Origin of the sequence: Peribacillus simplex NBRC 15720 = DSM 1321, assembly GCF_002243645.1 — a bacterium.
GTDB lineage: Bacteria > Bacillota > Bacilli > Bacillales > DSM-1321 > Peribacillus > Peribacillus simplex.
In genome coordinates this window covers 642,958-668,306 of sequence record NZ_CP017704.1, presented here as the reverse complement: position 1 = coordinate 668,306, position 25,349 = coordinate 642,958, and the positions used below count along the sequence as shown (strand labels likewise).

General features: G+C 36.8%; 29 protein-coding genes. 20 read left to right on the top strand and 9 right to left on the bottom strand.

From position 1 onward, the window contains the following. Positions 1-20: 20 nt before the first annotated feature. From BS1321_RS03025 to BS1321_RS03015, 3 genes are all read right to left on the bottom strand, one after another. Complete coding sequence (locus BS1321_RS03025; RefSeq protein WP_063234636.1) at positions 21-350, bottom strand: DMT family transporter; 330 nt, start codon at positions 348-350, stop codon at positions 21-23. Positions 351-722: 372 nt separating this feature from the next. After that, entirely contained in the window at positions 723-956 is a 234-nt protein-coding gene (locus BS1321_RS03020; protein ID WP_230162021.1) for a CotD family spore coat protein, read from the bottom strand. Positions 957-1,163: 207 nt separating this feature from the next. Then, positions 1,164-2,084 (bottom strand): aminoglycoside phosphotransferase family protein, encoded by a 921-nt coding sequence (locus BS1321_RS03015; protein WP_063234638.1) that lies wholly within the window; start codon positions 2,082-2,084, stop codon positions 1,164-1,166. A gap of 192 nt (positions 2,085-2,276) precedes the next feature. Between BS1321_RS03015 and BS1321_RS03010 the strand changes: the two genes are divergently transcribed. Next, positions 2,277-3,044 carry an alpha/beta fold hydrolase gene (locus BS1321_RS03010; protein ID WP_063234639.1) on the top strand — a complete coding sequence of 256 codons (768 nt, stop codon included), beginning with the start codon at positions 2,277-2,279 and terminating at the stop codon, positions 3,042-3,044. A gap of 326 nt (positions 3,045-3,370) precedes the next feature. Continuing rightward, positions 3,371-4,060: an N-acetylmuramoyl-L-alanine amidase family protein gene (locus BS1321_RS03005; protein WP_063234640.1), complete on the top strand. Its 690-nt coding sequence runs from the start codon at positions 3,371-3,373 to the stop codon at positions 4,058-4,060. An 882-nt stretch (positions 4,061-4,942) separates the two neighbouring features. Here BS1321_RS03005 and BS1321_RS03000 read toward each other — a convergent pair. Beyond that, positions 4,943-5,581 (bottom strand): LexA family protein, encoded by a 639-nt coding sequence (locus BS1321_RS03000; RefSeq protein ID WP_063234641.1) that lies wholly within the window; start codon positions 5,579-5,581, stop codon positions 4,943-4,945. A gap of 134 nt (positions 5,582-5,715) precedes the next feature. Between BS1321_RS03000 and BS1321_RS02995 the strand changes: the two genes are divergently transcribed. The 3 genes from BS1321_RS02995 (at position 5,716) to BS1321_RS02985 (ending at position 8,420) form a co-directional block, all read left to right on the top strand. Further along, positions 5,716-5,940, top strand: coding sequence for a helix-turn-helix transcriptional regulator (locus BS1321_RS02995; RefSeq protein ID WP_063234642.1), 225 nt, complete (start codon positions 5,716-5,718; stop codon positions 5,938-5,940). A 120-nt stretch (positions 5,941-6,060) separates the two neighbouring features. Continuing rightward, positions 6,061-6,258 carry a hypothetical protein gene (locus BS1321_RS02990; protein WP_094246571.1) on the top strand — a complete coding sequence of 66 codons (198 nt, stop codon included), beginning with the start codon at positions 6,061-6,063 and terminating at the stop codon, positions 6,256-6,258. 629 nt (positions 6,259-6,887) lie between these two features. Beyond that, complete coding sequence (locus tag BS1321_RS02985) at positions 6,888-8,420, top strand: esterase/lipase family protein (protein ID WP_063234684.1); 1,533 nt, start codon at positions 6,888-6,890, stop codon at positions 8,418-8,420. A 700-nt stretch (positions 8,421-9,120) separates the two neighbouring features. On the opposite strand, the gene BS1321_RS02980 is transcribed toward BS1321_RS02985, so the two are convergent. Further along, entirely contained in the window at positions 9,121-9,408 is a 288-nt protein-coding gene (locus BS1321_RS02980) for a hypothetical protein (RefSeq protein WP_063234644.1), read from the bottom strand. A gap of 326 nt (positions 9,409-9,734) precedes the next feature. On the opposite strand from BS1321_RS02980, the gene BS1321_RS28475 reads away from it, so the two are divergent. Further along, positions 9,735-9,863, top strand: a complete 129-nt coding sequence (locus BS1321_RS28475; protein ID WP_257790337.1) for a hypothetical protein — start codon at positions 9,735-9,737, stop codon at positions 9,861-9,863. After that, on the top strand, positions 9,833-10,276 hold the full coding sequence (locus BS1321_RS02975) for a glucosaminidase domain-containing protein (RefSeq protein ID WP_232522762.1): 444 nt from the start codon (positions 9,833-9,835) through the stop codon (positions 10,274-10,276). Before BS1321_RS28475 ends, BS1321_RS02975 begins: the two co-directional genes overlap by 31 nt. Positions 10,277-10,570: 294 nt before the next feature. On the opposite strand, the gene lexA is transcribed toward BS1321_RS02975, so the two are convergent. Next, positions 10,571-11,194 (bottom strand): transcriptional repressor LexA, encoded by a 624-nt coding sequence (gene lexA / locus BS1321_RS02970; RefSeq protein WP_063234646.1) that lies wholly within the window; start codon positions 11,192-11,194, stop codon positions 10,571-10,573. Positions 11,195-11,349: 155 nt separating this feature from the next. Between lexA and yneA the strand changes: the two genes are divergently transcribed. The 10 genes from yneA (at position 11,350) to BS1321_RS02920 (ending at position 19,502) form a co-directional block, all read left to right on the top strand. Beyond that, positions 11,350-11,661: a cell division suppressor protein YneA gene (gene yneA, locus BS1321_RS02965; RefSeq protein ID WP_063234647.1), complete on the top strand. Its 312-nt coding sequence runs from the start codon at positions 11,350-11,352 to the stop codon at positions 11,659-11,661. 19 nt (positions 11,662-11,680) lie between these two features. After that, on the top strand, positions 11,681-12,337 hold the full coding sequence (locus BS1321_RS02960) for a YneB family resolvase-like protein (protein WP_063234648.1): 657 nt from the start codon (positions 11,681-11,683) through the stop codon (positions 12,335-12,337). A 65-nt stretch (positions 12,338-12,402) separates the two neighbouring features. After that, entirely contained in the window at positions 12,403-12,636 is a 234-nt protein-coding gene (locus BS1321_RS02955) for a DUF896 domain-containing protein (protein ID WP_063234649.1), read from the top strand. A gap of 232 nt (positions 12,637-12,868) precedes the next feature. Beyond that, positions 12,869-14,872 carry a transketolase gene (gene tkt, locus BS1321_RS02950; protein WP_063234650.1) on the top strand — a complete coding sequence of 668 codons (2,004 nt, stop codon included), beginning with the start codon at positions 12,869-12,871 and terminating at the stop codon, positions 14,870-14,872. 297 nt (positions 14,873-15,169) lie between these two features. Next, entirely contained in the window at positions 15,170-15,610 is a 441-nt protein-coding gene (gene sirA / locus BS1321_RS02945) for a sporulation inhibitor of replication protein SirA (protein ID WP_063234651.1), read from the top strand. Between the two features lie 84 nt (positions 15,611-15,694). Then, the gene (locus tag BS1321_RS02940) at positions 15,695-15,910 is read left to right on the top strand and encodes a YneF family protein (protein WP_034312934.1); all 216 of its coding nucleotides are present in this window, start codon (positions 15,695-15,697) and stop codon (positions 15,908-15,910) included. Positions 15,911-17,023: 1,113 nt separating this feature from the next. Beyond that, positions 17,024-17,443, top strand: coding sequence for an RrF2 family transcriptional regulator (locus tag BS1321_RS02935; RefSeq protein WP_063234652.1), 420 nt, complete (start codon positions 17,024-17,026; stop codon positions 17,441-17,443). A gap of 100 nt (positions 17,444-17,543) precedes the next feature. Continuing rightward, complete coding sequence (locus tag BS1321_RS02930; RefSeq protein ID WP_063234653.1) at positions 17,544-17,930, top strand: IDEAL domain-containing protein; 387 nt, start codon at positions 17,544-17,546, stop codon at positions 17,928-17,930. A gap of 47 nt (positions 17,931-17,977) precedes the next feature. After that, the gene (trxA, locus tag BS1321_RS02925; protein WP_063234654.1) at positions 17,978-18,292 is read left to right on the top strand and encodes a thioredoxin; all 315 of its coding nucleotides are present in this window, start codon (positions 17,978-17,980) and stop codon (positions 18,290-18,292) included. 85 nt (positions 18,293-18,377) lie between these two features. Beyond that, positions 18,378-19,502, top strand: coding sequence for an NADH-dependent flavin oxidoreductase (locus BS1321_RS02920; protein ID WP_063234655.1), 1,125 nt, complete (start codon positions 18,378-18,380; stop codon positions 19,500-19,502). Between the two features lie 397 nt (positions 19,503-19,899). On the opposite strand, the gene BS1321_RS02915 is transcribed toward BS1321_RS02920, so the two are convergent. From BS1321_RS02915 to BS1321_RS02905, 3 genes are all read right to left on the bottom strand, one after another. After that, positions 19,900-20,718 carry a hypothetical protein gene (locus BS1321_RS02915; RefSeq protein WP_063234656.1) on the bottom strand — a complete coding sequence of 273 codons (819 nt, stop codon included), beginning with the start codon at positions 20,716-20,718 and terminating at the stop codon, positions 19,900-19,902. An 817-nt stretch (positions 20,719-21,535) separates the two neighbouring features. Next, the gene (locus BS1321_RS02910; protein ID WP_063234657.1) at positions 21,536-21,934 is read right to left on the bottom strand and encodes a DoxX family protein; all 399 of its coding nucleotides are present in this window, start codon (positions 21,932-21,934) and stop codon (positions 21,536-21,538) included. Between the two features lie 1,172 nt (positions 21,935-23,106). After that, positions 23,107-23,280, bottom strand: coding sequence for an aspartyl-phosphate phosphatase Spo0E family protein (locus BS1321_RS02905; RefSeq protein WP_076368851.1), 174 nt, complete (start codon positions 23,278-23,280; stop codon positions 23,107-23,109). Between the two features lie 246 nt (positions 23,281-23,526). Here BS1321_RS02905 and BS1321_RS02900 point away from each other — a divergent pair, with 246 nt between their 5' ends. From BS1321_RS02900 to BS1321_RS02895, 3 genes are all read left to right on the top strand, one after another. Continuing rightward, complete coding sequence (locus BS1321_RS02900) at positions 23,527-24,234, top strand: cytochrome c biogenesis protein CcdA (protein WP_063234658.1); 708 nt, start codon at positions 23,527-23,529, stop codon at positions 24,232-24,234. Between the two features lie 285 nt (positions 24,235-24,519). Then, positions 24,520-24,678, top strand: coding sequence for a response regulator (locus BS1321_RS27310; protein WP_155726496.1), 159 nt, complete (start codon positions 24,520-24,522; stop codon positions 24,676-24,678). Positions 24,679-24,792: 114 nt separating this feature from the next. After that, positions 24,793-25,269 (top strand): CcdC family protein, encoded by a 477-nt coding sequence (locus BS1321_RS02895; protein ID WP_063234659.1) that lies wholly within the window; start codon positions 24,793-24,795, stop codon positions 25,267-25,269. The last annotated feature ends 80 nt before the right edge of the window (positions 25,270-25,349 follow it).

The window sequence follows — 25,349 nt, the reverse complement described above, 5'->3', positions numbered from 1 at the left end:
AACCTCCAATTACTAGTATGTTAATGGGAGCTCCCACTTGAGAGTTTCAAAACAACCACTCCTCCTATGATCAGGACTAAACCTAAAAATTTTTTCAGGTTAAAGCTTTCTTTATAAACGATAACTCCCACCAAAGCAGTTAAAGCTGTGCCTATTCCCGACCAAATGGCATAAGCCGTTCCAAGCGGAATGGTTATTAGAGATAACGACAAGCAATAAAAAGCCAAACCCATTCCTATTACCACACCAATGGAAGGGAATAACTTTTTAAATCCGTTTGATACTTTTAACATCGAACTGCCAAACACTTCACTTAGGATGGCTATTGCCAAAAATGCATAAGGATTCAAGATGAACTCCTCCTAAATATTGATTACTATTTTCAATCACTTCCCCCAAGAATCTTATCATCTAAAGGGCTCATATTAAACTAATACCACCTATAAGTTAGTCTCATATTTTCTATCATTGCAGAATATATCCTGTTACGTTCAAAATTAGGCTGAAAGTGATACAATAAGCCACTTTAGTCTTGGAACCTGATAGCAACATATAAGAAGGACAAACAGGAATTTTTAGCATAGCTGCAAAAGAGTTTTATAAGAAACAAAACTTTAAAAAGTATAGTGAGTTTGCATTTAGATGGTTGTAAATCCTTTGAATGTCAATTTTCAAAGGTTGAAGGAAGGAATTAATAAAAACCCCGAATGGGGGTTTTTTAATTAATATCTTAACATTTTTCTCGAAAAACTAGGGGGTTGAGGAACTCCACAAACAAAGCTTTGGGTATAACACTCTTTCACGATACTTCGGGTATGCGGTATATATGTGGTGAAGTATTTATTCACGGTAGTTGTATGTGTCGGGTGAAAAACCGGAATCACAGTGTTAATGACATTAGTTTTAACATTTTGCTTTGTAGGGGAGATTTGAGGAGGATTATACTGAGTGGGCATTCTGTGCGGTGGGCAATATTGTGGTGGACATTGACCGCCTTTCGGATGCCCCCAGGGCTTATTATACATTTAAACACCTCCTGGATTTCTTTGGAAGTCATTGTTAGTTTATGAAAATAATTGAAAAAGGGACTGGTATAAATGCCTTTATCAAAAATTCTTGGGCATATCAGATCTTTCACTCATTATAAAAAAATTGAATAAACATTAATTTAAACGAATTCGGTTAATCGCTTGACGAACAAATGACTTGTGTCTTTTCCGCCAGTTATTTTCCTTGCTTTTTTCCAAGCCCCATTCAGGAAATGTAGATAACCGTAATGCGGCAAATAATTGCCAGAAGGGTAAGTTTGTAAAATTCACCTCCGGCATCATGGATTTATATTGATTGGTGAATTCATTCATTGCTTGCATTCCATAATGATATGAAATTTCGAGTTGACTATTGGCAAGGTCAGCCAAAGGGTCCCCTAAGCCTGAGTCTTCCCAATCAATTATGGAAACTAGTTTACCGTCTTTCCATAATATATTTCCTGGCCAATAATCACCATGAAGGATCACTTCTTTATTGATGGAGCGTAAAGGCATGATAGATTTTAACAAATCTCTAATCAAGCTCAGATTTAATGTTTCGTCCAGGATTACCCTATCTTTATTATTTAACATCTCGACATATGTATTTTCTAGTTTAGGCAGAAATGATAAAGATAGATTTGCACAATCAACACGATGGATTTTTGCTAGATTGATTGCCAATTGTAAGATATGATCATTAAGATTTGAGGGGGTGAATTCTGACTTACCCTCAATAAACTCGATAAGTATGCACGGCTTGGAAAAAAATTCGCAGGATTGCTCGAAGTAATATGGCATCGGTACAGGCAAACCGGCAGCTTTCAATATCCCTAAGAGCTTGTATTCATCTGATGCAATATTTGGATTCCGTTTCAAGTCATTATCACCATGCTGACGAACGATCATTTTTACGATCCGCCCTGAAGATTGTAATATTTCAAGTCCTGTCACTTGTGCAGAAATACCACCTTTTAATTCCCATGCACGAATTAGCTTATTTCCTTGATCAAACTTTTGAACCAATTGTTCAAACTTACCATATTCATTTATCATACGATCTCTCCTTTTAAAATCCAGTTCAATGTTTAGGAATTTAAGTTCATTTTATCTATGGGGTAATTGTCCATTTTTCCAATAACTTTCTTAAAAAAGAATACATTTAGCATTTGTCTAAATCTTCAATAAATGAAACCAAAAGCTTGATACACACGTAAAGCAATGTAAACAAAGTGAGGTGTGCAGACATTGAAAATAGAAAAATATAAAGTGGAAACACCAAAAGGGACGTTACAATATAATATTAGTGGAAACGGCAAACCTAATATAGTTTTAATTAACGGTGGTTCGGGACCGATAGAGGGGTGGATAAAAATCCTACCTGCAATTTCGGAATCCTCATCAGTATTTTCCTATAATCGTTTTGGTGTTGCTGGCAGCGATAAACCGAAGGAAAGCCAAGACGGGATAAATATTGTTAACACTTTACGTGTAGCATTAACAATCGTGGGGTTTGAACCTCCATACTTATTGGTTGGACATTCGCTAGGCGGATTATATGCTAATTTATACGCCCGACTATACCCAAATGAAGTAGCTGGAATCGTTTTTTTGGAATCCAGTACCCCGAAAGATATTAGCCTTAATGAATATCAAGGCAAGGCAGTTAAAACCATTAATAAGATGTTCAAGATGTTTGATTCCTTATCTTCACATAAACAATTCAATGAAGTTAATTTTGTGGAAAAAACCGTGAATCAAATCCATCAAACTGATACGTTTCCCGAAATACCTGTATTTGTCATTACTGGTGGACAGGAAAATCGAATGATGCCAGAGGAAGTTCGAAGAAAACGACTTGAGAATCAATTGGAATTACTTTCATTGTCAAGCAACAGCAAACACATTGTCGCTGAAAAAAGTGGACATTTTCCGCAATTATCAGAACCAACTATAGTGATTGACTCAATCAAAAATTGTGTAGAAGTAATAAATAAAACAAACAATAACCAATAAATGAAAAGCTGTTAGAGTATTTTTGTTGATGTTGACTTATTTTAAAAATCTCTCTATCTTCTTCCATCACTTTGTTTATAGATGGGTAATGCGCCAATAATTCCTAATACCAAAGTGAAAAAATGAAAGAAAGCTTTTTCAAAAAGTTCTCGTCCATTGGGCGAATGTCTTAATATAATATGCCATAAACACCTTTAGGGGTGTATTTTTTTTGGAACGGCAGCCAAGAAGAAGAATTCTATATTATTTTGAAATTTCTTTAATCCGATAGTTATGTGTACAAGCATTTGTTAATACGTAACATAAGATTAATAGAGGTGATAGAAATGGTAAAAGTATTTATTGATCCCGGCCATGGCGGTACGGATTCAGGCTCGGTGGGGAATGGATTGAGAGAAAAGGATTTAACTTTATCCATTGCAACTCGAATCAAAAACATCTTATTAATAGAATATAATAACGTTTCTGTAAAAATGAGCAGGACCCAAGATACGTACCCCTCCTTAAACGATCGTACAAATGCAGCGAACGCGTGGGGAGCTGACTTTTATCTCTCCATCCACATTAATGCTGGCGGCGGAACTGGGTACGAGGATTACATTTATACGTCCTCTAACCAGATAACGAAAACGTATCAAGATCATATTCATTCAGAGGTCATGAAGCTTATCAACATCCAAGACAGAGGACAAAAAACAGGAGATTTACATGTGCTCCGTGAAACGGACATGCCTGCACTCCTGACTGAAAATGGATTTATCGATAATGTCAATGACGCAGCCAAATTGAAAGCGGCATCATTTATTGAATCACTGGCTCGCGGACATGTAAACGGTTTAGTTAAATGCTTCAATCTTACAAAGAAAAGTACAGCTGTATACCACACTGTTGTAATTGGGGATACCGTATATTCCTTAAGCATTGCTTATGGCAGTACGGTTCAGCAAATTAAAGATTGGAACGGTCTTGACAGTCAGTACACCATTACAGTAAACCAGAAATTGCGGGTGAAATGAATAATTAATAATTGACTGGCTAAATTATTCATAACTTCAGAAAGCACACCACGCAGGAAGCCCTTCTCAAAAAGAGAGGGGCTTTTCTTGGTTCAGGAATATGCATGTAATGAAATAATCATGTACATTCTACCGTCCTGATTTGATCCATTACTTCGATAATAGCGGAAGGAGTGTAAGGGAATATTATGACCAAAATATTATTAGCCTCTAATATTAAAATATAATTCTTAAAACTGATATACGGGGAAAAGATTTAAGAACTGACATAGATACTAGCATCCTCACAAAGGGAAAATAATGAATTTGCACAGTAGGCAAAAGTGGACTTTGTGCAAATGGGAGTCACTTTCTGGCAGTATATATAATTGCAGTCTATCAGGAAAAAAGCCTCTGACGGGATTCGAACCCGCACTCCTTTCGTAAGCATAGGCTAGGGGAGAACACGCTTCCCTACGGATTTTCACCAGCAGGAATTCCACCTGCCTCAGCTTATTTGCTTTTCGGTGCTTCTGAAACCCTTACCTTGCGACCCGGTGGCTACAATGTTTTCCGGCGCTCTTCCCTTCTAGAGCTACAGAGGCAAATGCTTATCGTTCAATTATAAGATTTTATATGAGATTGTGAACCCAATAATAAAAATATGATAATTTGATTACCCAATATAGGAAATTTTATTCTTTCTGCATGTAAAGAAAATTCACTGGAAAAAGCGTCCTAGGACGCATATAGTTTCCAAATACATTCACTCAATGTAATCTGGGGGAAAATACTAAAAAGCACAAACCATGATGGCTTGTACCTAATATGTAGAATTGAATCTATGTAGTGTTGCTCATTATTCATTTATTTTCATTTCCGTAAAGAAACCCGAGATGGATATTAATCGTATATTTTAATGGCTTGAACCACTTTTCCTAAAATTCGGACCCTATCATTTTTGATGTTATAGGTTTTTTCTTCATAAAAAGGATCCGTGCTGCAGGGAGTGAGTGTGATGTTTTCTTCATAGATATTCACTTTTTTGACCGTAGCATCGTGACCATTTACTAAAACCACACCAATTTTTCCGTTTTCGACGTAGGTTGTTTTTTCAACGAGAATCAATGACCCGTCTCTGAATTCTTTGTTCATGCTATTGCCATTCACTCTAAGGAAAAAATATTCTTTATTCGATTTTAGCATCGAATTTAATGTCGGCATATAGGCTTCTATATATTCGTTGGTAAAATTAGGATCTCCAGCAGGGATACTTCCGTAGACACCAATTAATCTTACATTCTTTTCATTTAGAAATTCCATTCCAGGATTATTTCTAACGATGGGTGCTCCTTCAATGAGGTGGGATAGCGGTATTTCAAAGCATGTCGACATCATGCTCAATTTATCCATTAAAGGTTTATTCCGTCCGGATTCCCAAGCGGATACCGCCGTTGGGGCCACTTTTAATATATTTGCCAAATCTTCTTGTGTCATTTTTCTTTCTTTTCTTAACATTTTAATCCGTTCACCAATGTGCATATTTCTTCACCTCTTACTTGAATATACACTATGAGTGAAAGTGAGTAAACTTAAAGTGCGTGAATTTTGCGAAAAATTGTTGGTAACTATACTTCAAGTGTGATATTATTTTTTTAGACAGGTGGTGACAAGATATGACAAACGTTAAGTTCACACTTAAACAAGCGAGGAAGTATAAAGGATTGACTCAAGATGAAATGGCTAAAGTGCTGAAGATGGCCAAGAGGACTTACATTGACTATGAGCAATATAAGATTCCTTTGCGAATCGATAAGGCTTATTTATTTGCTGAATGTGTAGGATTCTCGATCGATGATATCATTTTTTTTGATCCTCACCTACACTTCAAATGTAGTTGAAGGTTCAAGTGTACCATCATTTCTTTACCAGATTGGCCATTCGGAATGTAAAGTCTAATCAATACAATCCTAACTTACATGGTACAAGATTCAAGAAATGATGGAAAGAAGGTGAAAAAAGTGGAAAGGGAAATTAATTCTTTTGAAGTTGCAGTAGGAGCTGCTGCCGTTAGTATATTTAAGATTGGAAAGGAAATTCGTGGAGAGGTCATTGAGGATATTATCGTACACGACGGTGTTGTCAAATTGTACAATCGGAAGGACGAGCTTATCACTGAAATTATTGATACTGTTCTCAGGGGGAATACGGGGATGTAGGAGGGGGGATTGCTTAAAGGAGAAAAAATCCAAACTTCTCACGTTCTTAAAAAAAGGGCCAGCTGTATCCCCTAATTGGAGCATGCTGATATTTTGTATAAAATAGAAGATTGCTACTGAGATCCTCATGAATGACAGCCGATTGCTGTGAAAGAATTTTATTTACTTAATGTATAGGACGGACTTCAAAACACCATGAATAGGAGCAATTGGACAATGGCATATTCGAAGGGAAAAGTCAATATGGATGAACAAGCCCTCTATCCTTTGCAGGATAAGGGCTTGTTCTCTTTTTTCGTGAATTTGAAGCATTCGATTTAATGATTTCCTCCGTAAGTACGTCTTCATAAACGGTAAAAGACTGCATCCATAAATGAATTGAAGGTTAGTCTTCATACTTTATCTCCATTTTTAATGAACTTCTTCTAGTTTTTTTCTCCCATCTTTATGAAGATAGCAGGTAATGGTATGCAAACGTACAAATATATACTAATGAAGGCCTGGGAAGGAGGGGATTGATAATAGGATGAGTTCGAAAAAATACCACAGGATATTGGAGGAGATAACAATTGAAAAGGAATGTAATCAATTATGTCGTTTTTCTTGTCCTCATTCTAACCATAGTAATTATGGCTAAGCCAGACATTTCCTCAGCAGGAAAATTGAAACCGCCCTCCGAAACCTTCAGTCCAGGGGATTGGTTTCTAGGCAGCATTCCTCCCAATCTTGACACAGAGAAACCACCGATCGTGTTTGTTCAAGGGAAAAACAGCAGTTCAACCAGCTGGTACGGTGAAACGGAATATCATGGTGTCAATGATATGTATACCAAGGCGTATGAAGCAGGCTACCAAACTGTTTTTGTTCAGCTTCATGATTCAGCTGGAAACGGATCAGTGAGCCAATATGCTAATGGAAGGCTTTTAGCTCAAATGCTTTCAGAAATCAGTAACCATTTCGGGGGCGAAAAAGTAAATATTATAGCTCACAGCAAAGGAGGGCCAGACACCCAATCGGCTCTAGTGCACTATGGAGCACACCAATATGTTGGAAGGGTCATCACTTTAGCTTCCCCTCATCATGGTTCTTACCTAGCTGATTTGGCTTATAGCTGGTATGCGGGCTGGCTTGGTTCCTTATTAGGTCAAAAAGATGAAGGAACTTATTCTTTACAAGTTGGTAAAATGGCGGAATTTCGTTCTGTCACGGATAACCATGTTAACTCACGTAAAAACATGTATTTTACTGTGGCAGGTATGAACAGAGGCCCGGTTCTTTCAGCTTTATCAATGGGGGGACAATATTTATCTTCATATGGAGAAAATGATGGACTAGTGAATGTATGGAGTACAAAAATACCCTACGGAACACATTTATTTACGGATGCCAACTTTGATCACGACAATATTCGAGTCGGTTCAGCTGTATTTTCAAGAATTGAACCCTATTTAAGAAGCACTTCCATCGCTGGGGTTCCTGAATTTAATGTCAACTATAAAGAACGAGTAGAAGATGATGTCATCACAACCGAACTCGCTCAAACCGTTTTGGGTGATGTCCTGAAACAAAATGTCTGGATCGAACAAAGTTTCCATGTAAATGAAGCAGCCCCAGGTAATATAACCATATATACAGCCTCAAATGATGTTGAGGTTGAATTAATTTCTCCATCCAATAAAAAGTATTCACCTTCCTTAAAAGTTCATTCAGCCAAAAATGAAACTTCCTTTTTTAATGGCGCAACCATCCAATCATTCTATAGAAATAACCTTGAAATTGGGGACTGGAAAGTGCGAATGAAGACTAAATCGCCAAAAGACGCCTACTTGTTCACAGCACAATTTAACGAAAAGCATCCCATTACATTAAGTATGGCCGGTAAAGTTAAGCAAAAAGATGCAAAATTTTTAATAAAGAACCCAATGAATGATAAAAAAAGGCCGATCAGCACAACATTTTTGGTTCATCTAATAGATGAAAGCGGTAATGAAATTAGTGAAAAAAGCTCCATTAAGGTAATGGATACCGAAAATTTTACTGGTGCCCTTCCAGAAGTACCTAAGTCAGGTGTTTATAATGTAACAATTGATGTCAAGGAAAAAAATGTGGATGGTACTGAAAGAATCCGGACGCTGATTCGTTCGGTCTATATTGAGAAATAGGTGAAAGGCCTTCTCTTAATTGAGAGGGTATCAGAATGTAGACAAATTCGCAGAAAGTCTGTTTGCCTACAGTTTTTTTCTGAAAAACATTCCAGTTGATTGGAACGGAAGGTACGAGACTCCTGCGGGATAAGCGCGTCTATGGGAGACCCCACAGGCGCATAGAGCGCCGAGGGCGGACCGCCCGGGAAAGCGAGTGCCCTACGTTCCAATCACGTTCAATTTTAAGAAACCCTCAAAAAAAATTCCAGCCGTTTTCAGAAATCCGCTCCCTTTCCGCCAACTCACTGCCAAGCCTCCTCGCCGCATGCGTCTGTGGGTCTCGTATAGCCAGATATTCGGCAGGAGTGTCACAAATTACTTCAATCGAGTGGGGGTTTCCTCAGTATAAACGAGTAAAAAAACATGAAGGAAGTTTACTTTTAAAATCATGTTTCGAGGTGAGAGCATTCCGAACCTCCTTTTGTCGACAAACTGATACCTTCTCTTAATTGAGAAGGTGTTTTTTGGATGAAATGAGAGGGAGGTGTGAAATGATAGGGTTAACAAGGGTGATGGCTATTCAGCCAAAGGAAACAGCCAAGTCGTAATTGTTAATTAATGTGTTAAATTTATGGGCGTTATATGGGGATATAAGCAAGTCAGGTCTCCTAGCAATAAAATAGATTGATGAAATGCAACGAGGATAACCTGTATAGATTTAATCCGCCTTTGGATAGGATTCTCTATATGACAAAATACCAGTTTTGAGTGCAGCATAATTGCCTATGCTTGCATAGCCATAAAACCAGCCCATGAAAATTCCAGCAACCAAATGATGACGATGGCTTATGAAAATGGAAATGAATAAGCCAAGTCCCAAAGCGATGCTTGGGATGAATTTAGGAGGAATCCGAAACATGACCTTTATAAGTTGAGTAAGAATCATGATGGTAGGAATGGCTATCACTGCATCCCAAAAGTTTGTATGGATGGTTGGGAAGTCCATAATTTCACCACCTTAACACTGAAAGTTTTTAAAATTAATTTTTACTATTTATCAAGGTTTTATACCATAGTATATGAATACATATTTAAAAATTAATTATTGAAAGGTTTTACAAAATAAGTTTTGAAGATTTTCAGAGTTCAATTTAAAATCCATAAATCCATTGATTTTCTGGATTGACGTCTTTTTCTGTAATGGTTTTAATAAGACGCGGAGCGAGCCACTTTAGGTAAATACAATTTTCCGAACTTTCTTTGTTGGACAAGCTGTAACTTTCCCATAGTTTAGAGTAAAAAATAAAGTGATTCTAATAATGGGAGGTTCTTATGAGCAAGGAAACGTTTATTAAGGAAATTGCTCCTTATGCCCAGAAATTCAAAAGGAATTTAAAATTTTACCTTCTGTTGTCATTGCACAAGCTTGTTTGGAGAGTGGAAATGGGACAAGCTTATTAGCAAATCAAGGAAAAATATATTTGGTACAAGGTGACTTTAAGGGAGAGTCTGTCATTATTCAAACAATGGAATATGTCAACGGTGTGCCCGTTCAAGTATGGAACAAATTCAGAAAATACCCAACTTGGGAAGAAAGTCTTCGAGATCTTGCCAATCTATATGAAAAGGGGACTTCGTGGAATAGAGGTCTATATACTGCTGTCATTGGAGAAAAAGATTACAAAAAAGCACTCAAAGCAATATTCGATTCGGGCTACGCCTCGGACCCGAAATATATAGAAAAACTGGTAAACCTAATCGAAACAAGCGATTTAACTAAATATGATGTAAGCATCGAAGAGGTTTATCATATTGTCAAAAAGGGGGATTCAGTCTCAGGGCTTGCAAAGGCATATGGTTCGACACAAGTGTAGATACAACAGTGGAATGGCTTGATCGACTTTAACCTTATTAAAGTGAACCAAAGATTAAGAGTGAAATGAATTTTGACTGAGAGCGGTAATTTACCGCTCTCCTTTTTTATTTGAAATAGGTTTTCTTTCGAAAGTACATATATCAAGACACCTTTCATCCGTTATAAAGGAGGTTAATATTCCCATGGAAAACTTGATTCTATTAAAAAATATTTCAAAATCTACTCTTCCATATGCATATTGAGAGAATTTGGGACATAAATTAAACAAACAAAAAAAGCGCGGTTAGCGCTTTTAGTGTATTTGTCTATATAAGCCTATTACTTTTCCAAGTATCGAAACATCTCGTAAAATAATTGGTTCCATATTTGAGTTCTCAGGCTGAAGCCTTATGTAGTCCGGTTCCTTAAAGAATCGTTTTACAGTGGCTTCATCATCTTCCGTCATGGCCACGACGATATCTCCATTATTGGCACTGCTTTGTTGTTTCACGATGACATAATCTCCATCATGAATTCCTGCTTCGATCATACTTTCACCCATGATTTCCAGCATGAATACATGGTCATCATGTGGAACCATGCTTTCGGGAAGCGGAAAGTATTCTTCTATGTTCTCAATGGCGGTTATTGGCATGCCCGCTGTTACTTTTCCAAGTAACGGCACGTTCACGACATTGGCTTTGGGAATATTGTTCGCTTCCTCCGAATTCATTATTTCAATGGCCCTTGGCTTGGTTGGGTCACGTCTAATCAGGCCTTTACTTTCCAGGCGGGATAAATGTCCGTGTACTGTTGAACTTGAAGCAAGTCCCACTGCTTCGCCAATCTCCCGTACGGAAGGTGGATACCCTTTTTGGCGGACCTCTTCTTTAATGAAATCAAGAATATCTTGCTGCCGTTTTGATAGTTTAGTCATTTGTGCACCTCTTCCCCAATGTTCTTTGCTACATTATAGCATGGCCCCCAACTCTATACAAACATAAGTTCGAATTTTGTTGTTGACTGAAACAAACGTTCGTATTATAATTTTACCATAACATACGAACGAACATTCGCTTTGGAGGGATATTTATGAAAAAATTATACAAAAATTATATTTATACGATTCTATTAGCGGGATCAGTATTCATCTTTTCAATTTTATTCTCTTGTACATTGAACAATGATCAAAAAAAAGATTTCCTTTCTATAGAAGTAAGTGAAGGTGACACCTTATGGGGAATTGCCGAAGAATATGAAGAAGCAAATTTGACAAAAAAAGAATTCATTGGTTGGATAGAAGAGCATAATGGAGTCATGGCGGATTCGATAAAACCTGGTCAAGTCATCGTCATACCGGTTAAAGGGGAAGAACTTGTCCAGAATTTGGCCAGTGAGCAGTAAGTAGTGAAGGTAGGGTATTATGAAGGCGGTAATCTATTGTAGGGTCAGCACAGAAAAAGAGTCACAGGAAACATCATTGGCAAGGCAGGAAGATGAATTAGTCAAATTGGCAGAAAAGATGGATGTGGAAGTTGTTTCCATAATTAAAGAACAGGCAAGTGGTTATGAGTTGAATCGGGATGGTATTTTTGACATGCTCGAACTATTTAAAACCAAAGAAGCTGAAGTACTATTAATCCAGGACGAAACAAGACTGGGAAGAGGGAATGCCAAAATAGCCCTTTTCCATGTCATCCTTAAAGAAGATGTGAAAATTTATACGCTCTCACACGATGGGGAGCTTGAGTTATCGGATTCGGATGCCATGGTCATCCAGATAGTCGGTATTGTAGAAGAATATCAAAGGAAACTACATAATCTTAAAATAAAGCGCGGGATGATAAGAGCCGTTGAAAAAGGGTACCGTCCTCAAAAAAATCTTCATAATCAAAGGAATTCCACTGGAAGGGACCGCATGGAGATTCCTATTGAAGAAATTATTAAACTTCGGGCCAATGGATTGACATTCTCAGAAATCGCAGCCACATTAAGGGGCTTTGGATACAATGTATCTAAGGCTACTGTGAACAGGCGTTTTCTCGAACATCAAATGAATACAAAGGAAAGTAAATCATAGAACTTGTAATTTCGCTTTTTTTTTAATACCATGACAATATCCGCAGATTATGAAGGAGCGAAATTATGTTATCAAAAGAAAAAATAGCCCGTATTAATGAACTTTCTAAAAAGGCAAAGGCTGAAGGTTTGACGGAAGCTGAGGCGAAAGAGCAAACTCAATTGAGAAGTGAGTATTTGGAAACTTTCAGAAAGTCCATGACCGATACGTTGGAGCATGTGAAAGTCGTTGATCCAGAAGGTAATGACGTCACTCCTCAAAAGATAAAAAATATAAAAGAAAAAAGAAATTTACATTAATTCTTGGATTCTTCTGATGGAAAATTCCCTTTGAGGATTCTATTAGCATTTAGGAATGAAAAGAGAGTGCATTCATGTATGTATTCTCCTATTTAGTTTAATCTAAATAGGGGACTTCTCTTATTTCTAGAAAATTGTAATATTAGGGCAGTAAATGGTGATTTTAGTTGTGATATTATGCTTGTCACTATAATATAAAGAGGTACATTACAGGAAGGGATGTTTTTACGATATGTTAGATAAATTAGATGCACTTTCTATTAATACGATTCGTACATTATCGATTGATGCAATTGAAAAGGCTAATTCTGGCCATCCAGGTATGCCAATGGGTGCAGCGCCGATGGCGTATAAACTATGGACCGAATATATGAACCATAACCCTAAAAATCCAGATTGGTTTAATAGAGACCGCTTTGTTCTTTCAGCTGGTCATGGGTCTATGCTGTTATACAGTCTTCTTCATTTATCGGGCTATGGCTTATCTATCGATGATTTGAAAGGCTTCCGCCAATGGGGCAGTAAAACTCCAGGACATCCTGAATACGGACATACGGCTGGTGTAGATGCAACTACCGGGCCGCTTGGACAAGGTATCGCAATGGCAGTCGGAATGGCAATGGCAGAACGTCACTTGGCAGAAAGCTATAACCGCGATTCTTATAATGTAGTCGATCATTATACATATAGCATTTGTGGAGATGGAGATTTAATGGAAGGCGTTTCTGCAGAAGCAGCTTCATTAGCTGGACATCTACAACTCGGAAGACTTGTTGTTTTATATGATTCTAATGATATTTCCCTTGACGGCGACTTAAGTCAATCATTTAGTGAAAGCGTGGCAGACCGGTTCAAATCTTATGGATGGCAATATATCCGCGTTGAGGATGGGAATGATCTTCAGGAAATTGCTAAAGCGATTGAAGAAGCGAAAACCGACGATGCACGCCCAACATTAATCGAAGTGAAAACGGTTATTGGTTACGGTTCACCAAATCGTTCAGGTAAATCTGCTGTTCACGGCGCTCCGCTTGGTGCAGATGAGCTGAAATTGACAAAAGAAGCATATAAATGGACATTCGAAGAGGACTTCCATGTTCCTGAAGAAGTGTATTCACACTTCAATGAAGCTGTTGTTGATGCAGGCGCTCAAAAAGAAGAAGCTTGGAATGAATTGTTCAAAAATTACAAAGAAGCACATCCTGAGTTAGCACAGCAATTGGAGCTGGCCATCAAAGGTGAAATGCCTGCTGAATGGGATCAGGAAATTCCGGTCTATGAAGAAGGTAAGACATTAGCTTCCCGTGCATCAAGTGGGGAAGTACTGAATGCGATTGCCAAAAAGGTTCCTAGCTTCATTGGGGGTTCTGCGGATTTAGCCGGATCTAATAATACTGCCATCAAAGGTGAGACTGATCTATTACCGGGTAATTACAGTGGCCGTAATATATGGTTCGGTGTACGTGAATTCGCTATGGGTGCGGCTTTAAATGGAATGGCACTTCATGGTGGACTAAAAGTATACGGAGGAACATTCTTCGTATTCTCTGATTATCTACGTCCTGCCATAAGAATGGCAGCACTAATGGGATTGCCTGTAAACTATGTATTCACTCATGACAGCATAGCTGTAGGGGAAGACGGACCGACTCATGAGCCAATTGAACAATTAGCCGCATTGCGTGCAATGCCTAACCTAGGGGTAATCCGTCCAGCTGATGGCAATGAAACTGCAGCAGCCTGGAAAGTGGCAATGGAGTCTACAAATAAACCAACTGCTCTTGTACTGACTCGTCAAGGGTTGCCAACAATAAAAGACACTTCCGAAACTGCGTATGAAGGTGTTTCAAAAGGGGCATACATCATCTCTGCTTCTAAGAAAGAAGTAGCCGATGCGTTACTTCTTGCGACTGGTTCCGAAGTGAACTTGGCTGTGGAAGCACAGAAAGCTTTAGCGAACGAAGGAATTGATGTTTCGGTAATCAGCATGCCATCATGGGATCGATTTGAAACTCAATCTAAAGAATATAAACAAAGCGTAATCAATCCGGCAGTGAAAAAACGTCTAGCTATCGAATTGGCTTCACCATTTGGTTGGGATCGTTATGCAGGTGATGAGGGTGAAATATTGGCCATTAATCATTTTGGAGCTTCTGCACCAGGCGGTAAAATCATGGAGGAATTCGGTTTCACTGTAGAAAATGTAGTTGCTCGTGTTAAGGAAATGCTTAAATAATAGTAATGGGGAACTGACACCAACTAACTTGGTGTCAGTTTTTTTAACAAAAACATTCCTATTTTATATAGAATGTGTTCTATTCTAAAGGAAATCTTCCATTCGACAAAAAAAGAAGAAAATTTCTCCAGCAAACAACATATCTTTTTAGTTTGTCAATATATAATGAGAATAAATAAAATTCGTTTAAATGTGTCAGTTAAAGGGGAAAGTTATCAATAGTGGAAAATGGTGGAGATTGTCCTGGTGGTTAGACGTTTTCGTGACCAAAATAGGAAAGCTAGGAGGCATTGGCTGATGAGAACCTATCAGATTTATTTAATCGAAGATGAATTTGCCCATCATTATTATGGAAGAGAAAAGCTATTTTTCAATTTGTTTTTGGAGTATATTCAAGCAAGGGGCAGACTGAAGAGTATTTTGCAAAAACAAATCGAATATGTCACCAAAACAGTCCCGATTATCCAGTTGCAGCTAGCTATTGAACAACGTTTGCAAAAAAAGATGAATTATTGGGCTCAAAATGGAAAATACTATTTAGAAAAAACAAACGGGTCAAGTAAAGCCGTTTTAATCATTCAGAATGAGTCCATTACTCTTAAAGCTGAAGGAGACTATGAAGCTGAGACGGCTTTCTTTGAAAGTATTCGAAAATATGAAGCGAGTTTTCTGGCCATTGATTTTGAACATGAAAAATACGGTTGGTTAAAACCGATAAAAGAAAGAAAATTTGTCTAAATGGGGGACTTTTCGGTAGCGGGTATTGTATAATAACCTTTGGTCTAGTACACTGATGTTAGACAACACGAAGGAGGAAATAGTATGTGGGTTTACATTCTAGTTGGCGTACTGGCATTGATTGCTGGAGTAGTGCTGGGATTTTTCATCGCTCGTAAATACATGATGGATTACTTAAAGAAAAATCCGCCAATTAACGAACAGATGTTGAAAATGATGATGATGCAAATGGGTATGAAACCATCCCAAAAGAAAATTAATCAAATGATGAGCGCCATGAATAAACAACAAACAAAATAAGATAGCATAAACCCTGATATATCAATGTTCTTGGAAGATTGGATGCAAAATTTTATATAATATCGAAATGGTTGATCCGTTTAGACTGAATCTTTCCACCGATTTTATATAAAATTTTGGTTTATCTTTCATTTTTGTTTCTTAAGCCACTTTTTCTGAATGAATGGTTCAGTAAAGGTGGTTTTTGTTTTGGAATAAATAGATAAAAGCAGAACAGTATTTACTGATTGAAGAAATTTATAAAGAACTCATATTTAAAAAAATAATTAGTGTAAAAGGTAAATCCTCATTCTATGTGAGGGCTTTTTTATTTGGAAAGTAAACACGCAAACAGAAAACAATACTTGTCCACACCTTCTATCAAAAGATGCATATACAGTATTAAGGAGGGTGTTAGAATGATAAATGATTTTGTAAAAAAATGCTTTGAGGATACTTGTTCGGTGTGGTTTCCTAAATGTGAACATAAATTTGAACACAAATGTAAATTTAAAGACAACAAATGGGAATCTAAATTCAAATGGAAATCCAAATGTAAATGTAAAAAATAAAAATCTTTTCTAATAATCTTTTTATTAAAGCACTTAACCAATAAAGAGTCAGTGAATATATAAAATTGATTTAAGTAAGCTTCCGAGTAATCGGGTGTTTTTTATTTGAATGAACTTTATAATAGAATAGCACATAACCTGAATTGGTCGAGTGCTTTTTTGTATTTATATAGGTTAGTTTTATTTCTGATGCCCAAATTAATTTCATAAAGGATCTATATTCATCATTCGCACCGTTATAAACCATAAAAATATGTGTTAATATTAAAGGAATCAAAATTTTTTTTAGTAAAATCTAAAGATGAAGAAAGAATGATTGAATCGTTGTCATTAATTGTGAATTTAGTTTATCTATAATTAAGGTTTAAGTTATTCGATAATTTTAACACCGAGTCTTTTTTTAAGGGTCTTTAACTCCGGCAATATTAAAAGAGTAAAGTGAGGATTTAATTGCAATAATAATGTAATCAACATAGTTGACGAACCTGTTGAGTCTTTTGAGTTGACATTATCAACTGTAAATATTAATATTACAGTAATCTCCTTGAGGAGGATGCATAAAGTGAATAGTGATTTTACAATAGCTGTGCATAGTTTGGTCTATTTAGCTTATTTACCAGATCATATGGCAAGCAGTGAGTCTATCGCAGAAAACGTTTGTACAAACTCGGCAAGGATTCGGAAAATGATGAGCTGCTTAAGAAAAAAGGGATTTGTTAAGACTAAAGAAGGTGTGGGCGGAGGCTATATTCTAGACTGTAACCCTGAAGAGGTAAGTTTGGCGGATATTTATATAGCGGTCTCACATGGAACCTTGAAACCAAAGTGGTGTACAGGTGATCCGGAGAAAAAATGTGTCATATCTTCCAATACCCAGGTAGTCATGGATCAAATATTTGATGAAGCTGAATTATATTTCGAAAAATATTTAGAAGATATAACTCTAAGCACTTTTTTGGAAAAAATTAAACAATGTCCGTGATATTGATTAAGTTTTTTCTTTGTCCTAAATGTATATTTTATTGTTACAGTTAATAACTATAGTTTGAATATTAAATGAACATAAAAGGGGTGTTAAGGAAATGGTTGAAAATAATCAGTTCAAAAATGGGGATTGGGTACAGGGGAAATCAAGAGATGGGGAACTTATCCATGGTTTCATTGAAACTGTAAGTGATAATCGAGAAATCGTTAAAGTGAATGTGGTGGAAAGTGACAATGAAAAAGCGGTTGGGAAATCGATTTGGATTCCGAGTAAATGGACCGAAAAATTGCCGGATTTAGAAATCAGTAATGAAACTCATCTTTTGGCCTTAATTGATTTGGCGTTACTTTCTAAAGATGAAACATGGTTTATGGAGTTATCCGGTAAATTGGAATCCATCAAAATCCATCCAAAAATAAATGCGAGGAAATCAGAATTTCTTATGCCGGGAAATAGAATCGCAAAAATTGATTTAAATAGATGATGAGTAAAGACCATAAATATTTCGGATAATACAAGGAGGAAATGATCATGACAATAGAACATGTAACAGATGATAATTTTGCTAATGAAATCAAGGAAGGTTTAGTATTGGTTGATTTCTGGGCACCGTGGTGCGGTCCGTGTAAAATGATTGCCCCAGTGCTTAATGAAATAGACGTGGAAATGGGTGATCGGGTTAAAATCGTAAAACTTAATGTGGACGAAAATTCAGATACGACAAGCGAATATGGAGTGATGGGAATTCCAGCTCTAATTCTATTCAAAGATGGAGAAAAGGTAGATCAAGCTATTGGCTTCCAGCCAAAAGAAGCCATTTCGGCATTAATCACAAAACATGCATGATTATTATCATAATATGCGGATGTGAATTGTAATTTAAGGACTTATACCAACCAACATGGTGGGTAACTAAATGGAGGATTACTAAATGAATTCTAAATATATACCATTATTTGAATCGTTCAATTTAGGAAAGAAATTAGAAGTGAAAAATCGATTGGTGATGGCGCCTATGACAAATTTCTCTTCTAATCCTGACGGGACTGTAACCGACGCCGAAGTTAACTATTATGAACGTCGGTCAAGCGGGGTCGGCATGGTTATAACGGCATGTACTTACGTGACGGCTAATGGCAAAGGTTTTCATGGGGAATTTGGCGGAGATAAGGATGAATTGATACCTAGTCTAAGTCGTTTGGCATCAGCGATTAAAGCGAAAGGTTCAAAGGCAATTCTTCAGATTTTTCATGGCGGCCGTGAGGTTCCACCGGAATTAATACCAAATGGCGATGTTGTCAGTGCAAGCAATATCCCATCGGAAGGAGAAGGGAAATCAGTTCCGCGCCCACTATCTGAAAAGGAAATAGAATCGATCATTCTCGACTTTGGTGAAGCCACCCGACGTGCCATTGAAGCGGGATTTGACGGTGTCGAGATTCATGGTGCAAATGGTTACTTGCTACAGCAATTCTTTTCGCCTCATTCAAACCGTCGTGAAGACAAGTGGGGAGGCTCCCTTGAAAAGCGCCTGACTTTTCCATTAGCGGTTGTGGATGAAGTGAAAAAGGCTGTTGCTGAACATGCCAAGGTTCCGTTCATCGTAGGATATCGTTTTTCACCGGAGGAACCGGAAACACCAGGAATCACCATGGAGGATACACTCGCATTAATTGATGGACTTGTAACAAAGGAACTGGATTATCTTCATGTTTCATTGATGGATTTCTGGTCGAAAGCAAGACGGGGAGCCGAGGTTGACCGACCTCGGATAGAGATTATTAAAGAACGTATCGGAGATCAAGTTCCCTTAATTGGTGTTGGTTCCATCTATACAGCGGATGATGCGATCAAAGCACTGCAATCGGGGGTTCCGTTAATCGCATTAGGTCGTGAAATCATAATCGATCCGGAATGGGTACAAAAAGTGGAACAAGGCAGGGAAGCTGAAATCGTGACAAAAATAAACAAAGATAATCAGCAGAAACTTGATATTCCAGACCCATTATGGCAAGCGATCATCCACTCTCCAGGATGGTTTCCGGGGATTGAATAAATAGACGTTCATATATTAGTGAAATAAAAAAAGCATAATGGTTTTCATTTAACCTCGGATAAGGTACACATATAAAAGTGTTCCTTACCCGGGGTTTTTTATGTTTATGGAAGGGTCATTTATATGAGTGAGAATCTATCTAAACAGCACTTAGGAAGCTGCTATTCAACGCCAGAAGTGCAACCAATAATGGCTGCTTTCTGGTGTTATCTTCTTTTTAACAGAATAGCTAATATCAAAGATATTTGCAGAGTAATGATAAGTAAAAGAGACAATATAAAATGTTCATCTAAAGATGCATCATAGCTAAAGATAAAAAATAAGATTACTGATATTATTAGAATGAAAATGAAATTAATAATGATTTGCCTCATGGCTCCCCCATTCTAACAACAGATCAATAAGACAGCGTTAATGCATATGACCTTGTATCTGTAGCTGTTGTTGGTGTAATAGATAAACCGGCCGGATAAACTGACACAGAAGGTGTACCAGCAATTCTTCTATGACCATAAGTTATTTTAATGTTTATTTTACCATTTTTGGATGTGGGAACATATACATATTGTCCAATATACCCTTTATGCTTAGTTTTACTAGTAGAAGCCCTGATATCATATGAACCAGCCACACCAGCACTTGGTTCCCAATTACTTGGAGAATACTTGATTGTATAATCTATCCAACGCCCATTTCCTTGTTGATCTTGAGAATATCTGTGCTGGTGTTGTTTTACTTTCCCTCCACTAGTTGGCAGGTACAGTCCTGAACTTGAAGGGAAACCAATTGTCATTTTATCCACTAAAGTATATGAAGGTGTTTTTAGCCATTGAAAGTTACCGTATATATAAAATTTATCATCTTTTGAACGATCACTTTTTACTTTATATACAGTTCCACCTAGTTTTAAAGTTGTTGCAGCGATAGATGCAAAAGTGCTGATTTGCCCTGGTTTAGTAACTTCTGGATCATATATAACCATAAATCCCGATCCAGAATCTATAACTTGAGCCTCCTCTTCAATTAATCGTCTTGAAACTTCAACAGGTAAATCCTCGGATTCTTCTTGAGTATTGCCGACTTCATTTACAAGATAATCCAACTCTTCTGGTGTCAGTCTTTCTTCGCTAACGCTTGAACCATTTTCCTCGGCAAATCCTACTTCAGCAAGACTAAAAGAAAATAAAAATACTGCCACAAATGATAAAAGCCTCATTTATTTTGCCCCCTTTTTCTTTTTATTACTGGATTTTCCTGTTTTCAAGTGTTAAAAAATATTAATCGAAGTAATGTTTATGAAAGAGTAAATGATTATGTCATCACTCGGGGATTAATATTGTTTATCTAGGTATGATCTTTTTTTTTACTAGAGTCTATATATCTATCATTTGTATACTGAAAGCCATAGGAACAAATTAAAGTACCATTGATTTCTATTATCCTCAGGATGGGATAGGAGCACTTTAACTGTCTCTGAGGGAATATATTTAACTTAGTTCTATAAAAATAGCGGTTTTTTGATTCAGTGAGGACACTACGGAGATATAAGAACATGAGGTTATAATCAATCTCATTATTACTGTACTCTTTTTTTCCTGATTTTGAGTTTTAGTTTTTAGACATGTTATTTCAAATTAGGAACTTTGGTTTTCGATCCAAAATTTCATTTTTTATTTTATTTAGGCACTAGTCCTGTGAAAATCCACATCAAAATGGAAGAGGAGGAACGGAATGAAAGGTTTCAAAAGTACTCTATAATTTATTGGCATTATTCCGACTCATTTGTGAAAATTACTGTTCAACAGTGATGTACAAGTAGTCTGTATTTCAATATTGAAACCATCTAATTTAAATATGGGACAACCTATGTTTCTATTTCCTCAACACTATAATCGAAGTATCCATTACTCGAGTTTTAAGCTTGATAACCAATATAAAAATTTCTGAGCAATGGGGAAAAAAAAAACACGGAGTGGCTTTATCCAACTCCGTGTTTTTCATAATGTAGGGATTAGCAAGCCCAAGCGATTTCCTTAAAAAAGAAAGGAATCAAGTGAGTATGGGCCAGCTCCGGTTATCGCAACGCCAATAGCAACTGCAAGAATGGCAAGATTATATTCATAACCGTTTTGAGTTGCCCAGTAGCCATTTGCTCCATGGACTTTAACGATCGCAACAAGCATTGTAAGTGCAATTAATATACCTGCAAAGGGTGTAAGGAGACCTAAAGCAAATAAAGCTCCGCCAATAAGCTCTGATAGACCAGCAAATAGGGCCATGGTAACTCCTGGCTTCATACCAATCGAATCAAACCAGCCTCCTGTACCTTTCAAGCCATGACCGCCAAACCAACCAAATAATTTTTGAGCCCCATGTCCGACAAACGATAATCCGATTACTACGCGTATTACTAATAAACCTATACCAATCATTTATGATTCCTCCTGGAATTTATTTTTAATTTAGATATCTTTAATTCGAGATTTATATCAAAAAAAGAGTGTTATCTCGAATTAATTTATCTTTAATTAAATATAATATTTTTTGAGCGATTTGTCAAACACAATTTTTATCATTTTCATTTTAAATATAATAAAGGTTAGAGGATAATTGAAGTTCCTTTTGTTTTTTTGTGTGAAAATTAAATGAGATGAAAAAAACCTTCCTAAATATACAATATAATAGGGAACTGCCCAAAATCTTGAGAGGGAAAAATAGCGTCTGCATAAGAAAATAAGGGAGAATGTTCAATGTCAGCTATTACAATTAAAGCGGTACTTCAAGCAAAATCAAATTACGAGGAAATTCTGCTTCAGAAGCTGTAGGGGGGAGGAAACTCCTTCACGTGAAGAAGAAGGGTGTATCACCTATGATATTCATCAGAAGATAATTCTGGCGTATTTATTTTTTATGAGTCTTGGAAAGACCAAAGTGCACGAGAGCTCTTATATATCCAATCATTATCCACAACAATACGGAATCCTTGATTGAAGCACGAGCAGTGTACCAATTGAAGAAATTCGAATTGTAACAAGTTGGCAGCCAATGGGTAATATAAGGAGGAAACTTACATTTTATATAATCAAAGTTCCCGCTTTTGTTACTTTGAATCGTTAAACATTTGAAGTAGCTTACTGTGGGTGGACTTAAATATTTGGGGTGTCACAGTCGCTATTAGGGTCTTCAAACGAATACCCCCCTGCAATATCTTACTCGTAAATTTCACACTTTTACTCGTGAGTTTTGCTGATTTACTAGTAAGTTTTGCACTTTTACTCGTGAATTATCTCCCTATACTTTTTATAAAAGGTAGTCTTGTGATATCTGTTCCGGACGGTTCTTTCATCTTAGCTGGATCTCCTATTATTCTTGTTGTGACAAACTATGCACCGACATCCAATGTTGATATTGCAACATGATTCATATGCATTATTTTAAATGAAAAAACAGGAAAACAGGCAGCGCACTTAGCGATTGCCTGTTTTTTTATATAGCAAAGGTCATGCCTAAGTATTCAAATTGAGAAAGAATGTAAAAAGGGGAGATTGACATAAAAATATTTCATATAATAATATATGTGGTTATCAATGGGAGATGAACTGAGTTAAAAACCTGTACCGGTTTTATAAAAAAGTTCATTATATTTATTTAATAATTGATCAAGTTGCTGGCTATATTCAACGGCAACATGCGAGTTTAAACCATCTTTAGCGACAATCTTGATAAGTTCATTTCTCTTTAATTCAATCTGTTCGAGAAATTCATTCTTTTTAGCCATTATATTTCCTTTCTGGCCCCAACATTTATTCAAGGTACCCTTAATTTATGTGTCCGTTGTAAAATCTGTATGAATATAACAATTATATCGGCTTGGACTAATGAATTCAAATAAGTTAACTTAATCCGTTGCCCCATCCAGTTATAAGCAATTGGTTGTCATGAAATATTCACAGTTCCATAAATGTATTTTTTTATCTTATTTGTTACAATGTTTATAGGTTGACATACATAGGAGTGAGCTTATTTGAATGATATTAATATGTTTTTAGCATTTGGGGCGGGCTTTCTGAGTTTTATTTCGCCATGTTGCTTACCGCTATATCCGGCCTTTTTATCTTATATCACTGGTATGAGTGTTGGTGAAATCAAATCCGAGAACGCCATGCTCCAAAGAAGAAGTATGCTGCATACTTTATTCTTCCTTCTTGGGTTTTCTCTGGTTTTTATTGCAATAGGTTTTAGCACGACATACCTAGGTTCTTTTTTCGCGAATTACAAAGAATTAATTCGTCAGATTGGTGCAATCCTGATTATCATTTTTGGTTTATTCATAGTAGGAATCTTTCAGCCGAAATCTTTGATGAAAGACAGTCGTTTTGAATTTAAGAACCGACCTAGCGGATATATAGGTTCCATTCTTATCGGACTTGCCTTTGCGGCTGGATGGACCCCTTGTGCCGGTCCGCTATTAGGTGCTGTTATTTCACTGGGGGCAACTAATCCTAGTGCTGCCATGAGCTATATGACTGCCTATATTTTAGGATTTGCCATACCGTTTTTCATATTATCCTTCTTTGTCGGAAAATTGAAATGGATCAAAAAATACAGCCAATACATCATGAAGATTGGCGGATATTTAATGATTGTAATGGGTGTGATTTTGTTTTTTAATTGGATGACCAAAATAATTGCAGTCCTGTCTAGACTATTCGGTGGCTTTACGGGGTTTTAGTCCATAATAAGCTATTTTTTCAATAATATTCTATTTGGATTGCCTGCTGTTAGGTCTTATGGTGTGTTATTTCTTTCTTTATTTGTGTCATTTCTGTTGATTCGGCGTCTAAAGTCATATATCCAAAAAATTATATATAAAAATCATTACATTTCTAACGCATGCTCTTGTTTTGAATGAGGAGGAACGGCTATTGTAATGCTAAGTATAAGAGAATGACACCTTCAATTTGAAATCCTGACCTTGTAACGAAGGATATGATCGTGCCAATCATGAGCGGGCTGGATGACGTTAAAGGAATTTCAGGCTGCAAAGGTTATATTCTGCTCTGTCATGGGTCAGCAAAAAAAGGTTGTCGAGGCTATAGAAGGCGGGTCGCTAGATTGTATCTTCAATCCTTTTGACGAGGGCAGGGTATTGGATGACAAAATGGCGCTTAATTAATGACACTCTCCTTGTTTATCTCAAATAGGTAATATATACTTTGTTTATAAATTGAAGTCATATATAATTTTTAAGGGTACTTACCTATTTTTAGTTTAAAGGGATGGTTAAGAGATGATATATATATCAACAGGTATAGCGATTGTGATGGCTATAGGTGTTTTCATGTTACGGATGAAGGAAACGAAAAAACCAGTGAATGAAAAGAAAATAATCTTACCGCCTCTGTTTATGAGTACGGGTGCTTTGATGTTTATTTTCCCGATGTTTAGGGTGACTCGATACGAATTGTTGGAGGCTCTTGTTGCAGGGATGTTGTTTTCCATCTTATTGATTAAAACATCTAAATTTGAAGTTAGAGATGAAAAAATTTATATTCTGCGCTCTAAAGCGTTCATATTCATATTGATTGGTCTCATGGTGATTCGACTGGTGGCGAAACTGATGCTGGGAAGCACGATTGAAATCGGTGTATTAAGCGGAATGTTTTTCTTACTTGCTTTTGCGATGATCGTTCCGTGGAGAATTGCCATGCTTTACCAATATAAGAAAGTTAAAGCAGCCAGTTTTGGCGGAAGTAGTATGGTGTGATACATGTATTATATGATTTAATCAAAGGGACAATCAAAAAACCTGAGTCGATATTCATTGACTCAGGTTTTTCATTTGCC

Excerpts from the sequence above, each read along its gene's own strand:
- BS1321_RS02940 (WP_034312934.1), top strand. The coding sequence starts at position 15,695 with ATGTGGGTTTACATTCTAGTTGGCGTACTGGCATTGATTGCTGGAGTA.
- BS1321_RS03000 (WP_063234641.1), bottom strand. The coding sequence starts at position 5,581 with ATGCACATTGGTGAACGGATTAAAATGTTAAGAAAAGAAAGAAAAATG.
- BS1321_RS02910 (WP_063234657.1), bottom strand. The coding sequence starts at position 21,934 with ATGATTGGTATAGGTTTATTAGTAATACGCGTAGTAATCGGATTATCG.
- lexA (WP_063234646.1), bottom strand. The coding sequence starts at position 11,194 with ATGACTAAACTATCAAAACGGCAGCAAGATATTCTTGATTTCATTAAA.
- BS1321_RS28475 (WP_257790337.1), top strand. The coding sequence starts at position 9,735 with ATGAGCAAGGAAACGTTTATTAAGGAAATTGCTCCTTATGCCCAGAAA.
- BS1321_RS02915 (WP_063234656.1), bottom strand. The coding sequence starts at position 20,718 with ATGAGGCTTTTATCATTTGTGGCAGTATTTTTATTTTCTTTTAGTCTT.
- yneA (WP_063234647.1), top strand. The coding sequence starts at position 11,350 with ATGAAAAAATTATACAAAAATTATATTTATACGATTCTATTAGCGGGA.
- BS1321_RS27310 (WP_155726496.1), top strand. The coding sequence starts at position 24,520 with ATGACGTTAAAGGAATTTCAGGCTGCAAAGGTTATATTCTGCTCTGTC.
- BS1321_RS02960 (WP_063234648.1), top strand. The coding sequence starts at position 11,681 with ATGAAGGCGGTAATCTATTGTAGGGTCAGCACAGAAAAAGAGTCACAG.
- tkt (WP_063234650.1), top strand. The coding sequence starts at position 12,869 with ATGTTAGATAAATTAGATGCACTTTCTATTAATACGATTCGTACATTA.
- BS1321_RS03020 (WP_230162021.1), bottom strand. The coding sequence starts at position 956 with ATGCCCACTCAGTATAATCCTCCTCAAATCTCCCCTACAAAGCAAAAT.
- BS1321_RS02930 (WP_063234653.1), top strand. The coding sequence starts at position 17,544 with ATGGTTGAAAATAATCAGTTCAAAAATGGGGATTGGGTACAGGGGAAA.
- BS1321_RS02920 (WP_063234655.1), top strand. The coding sequence starts at position 18,378 with ATGAATTCTAAATATATACCATTATTTGAATCGTTCAATTTAGGAAAG.
- BS1321_RS03005 (WP_063234640.1), top strand. The coding sequence starts at position 3,371 with ATGGTAAAAGTATTTATTGATCCCGGCCATGGCGGTACGGATTCAGGC.
- sirA (WP_063234651.1), top strand. The coding sequence starts at position 15,170 with ATGAGAACCTATCAGATTTATTTAATCGAAGATGAATTTGCCCATCAT.
- BS1321_RS02905 (WP_076368851.1), bottom strand. The coding sequence starts at position 23,280 with ATGGCTAAAAAGAATGAATTTCTCGAACAGATTGAATTAAAGAGAAAT.
- BS1321_RS02995 (WP_063234642.1), top strand. The coding sequence starts at position 5,716 with ATGACAAACGTTAAGTTCACACTTAAACAAGCGAGGAAGTATAAAGGA.
- BS1321_RS03015 (WP_063234638.1), bottom strand. The coding sequence starts at position 2,084 with ATGATAAATGAATATGGTAAGTTTGAACAATTGGTTCAAAAGTTTGAT.
- trxA (WP_063234654.1), top strand. The coding sequence starts at position 17,978 with ATGACAATAGAACATGTAACAGATGATAATTTTGCTAATGAAATCAAG.
- BS1321_RS02955 (WP_063234649.1), top strand. The coding sequence starts at position 12,403 with ATGTTATCAAAAGAAAAAATAGCCCGTATTAATGAACTTTCTAAAAAG.
- BS1321_RS02985 (WP_063234684.1), top strand. The coding sequence starts at position 6,888 with ATGGCTAAGCCAGACATTTCCTCAGCAGGAAAATTGAAACCGCCCTCC.
- BS1321_RS02895 (WP_063234659.1), top strand. The coding sequence starts at position 24,793 with ATGATATATATATCAACAGGTATAGCGATTGTGATGGCTATAGGTGTT.
- BS1321_RS02980 (WP_063234644.1), bottom strand. The coding sequence starts at position 9,408 with ATGGACTTCCCAACCATCCATACAAACTTTTGGGATGCAGTGATAGCC.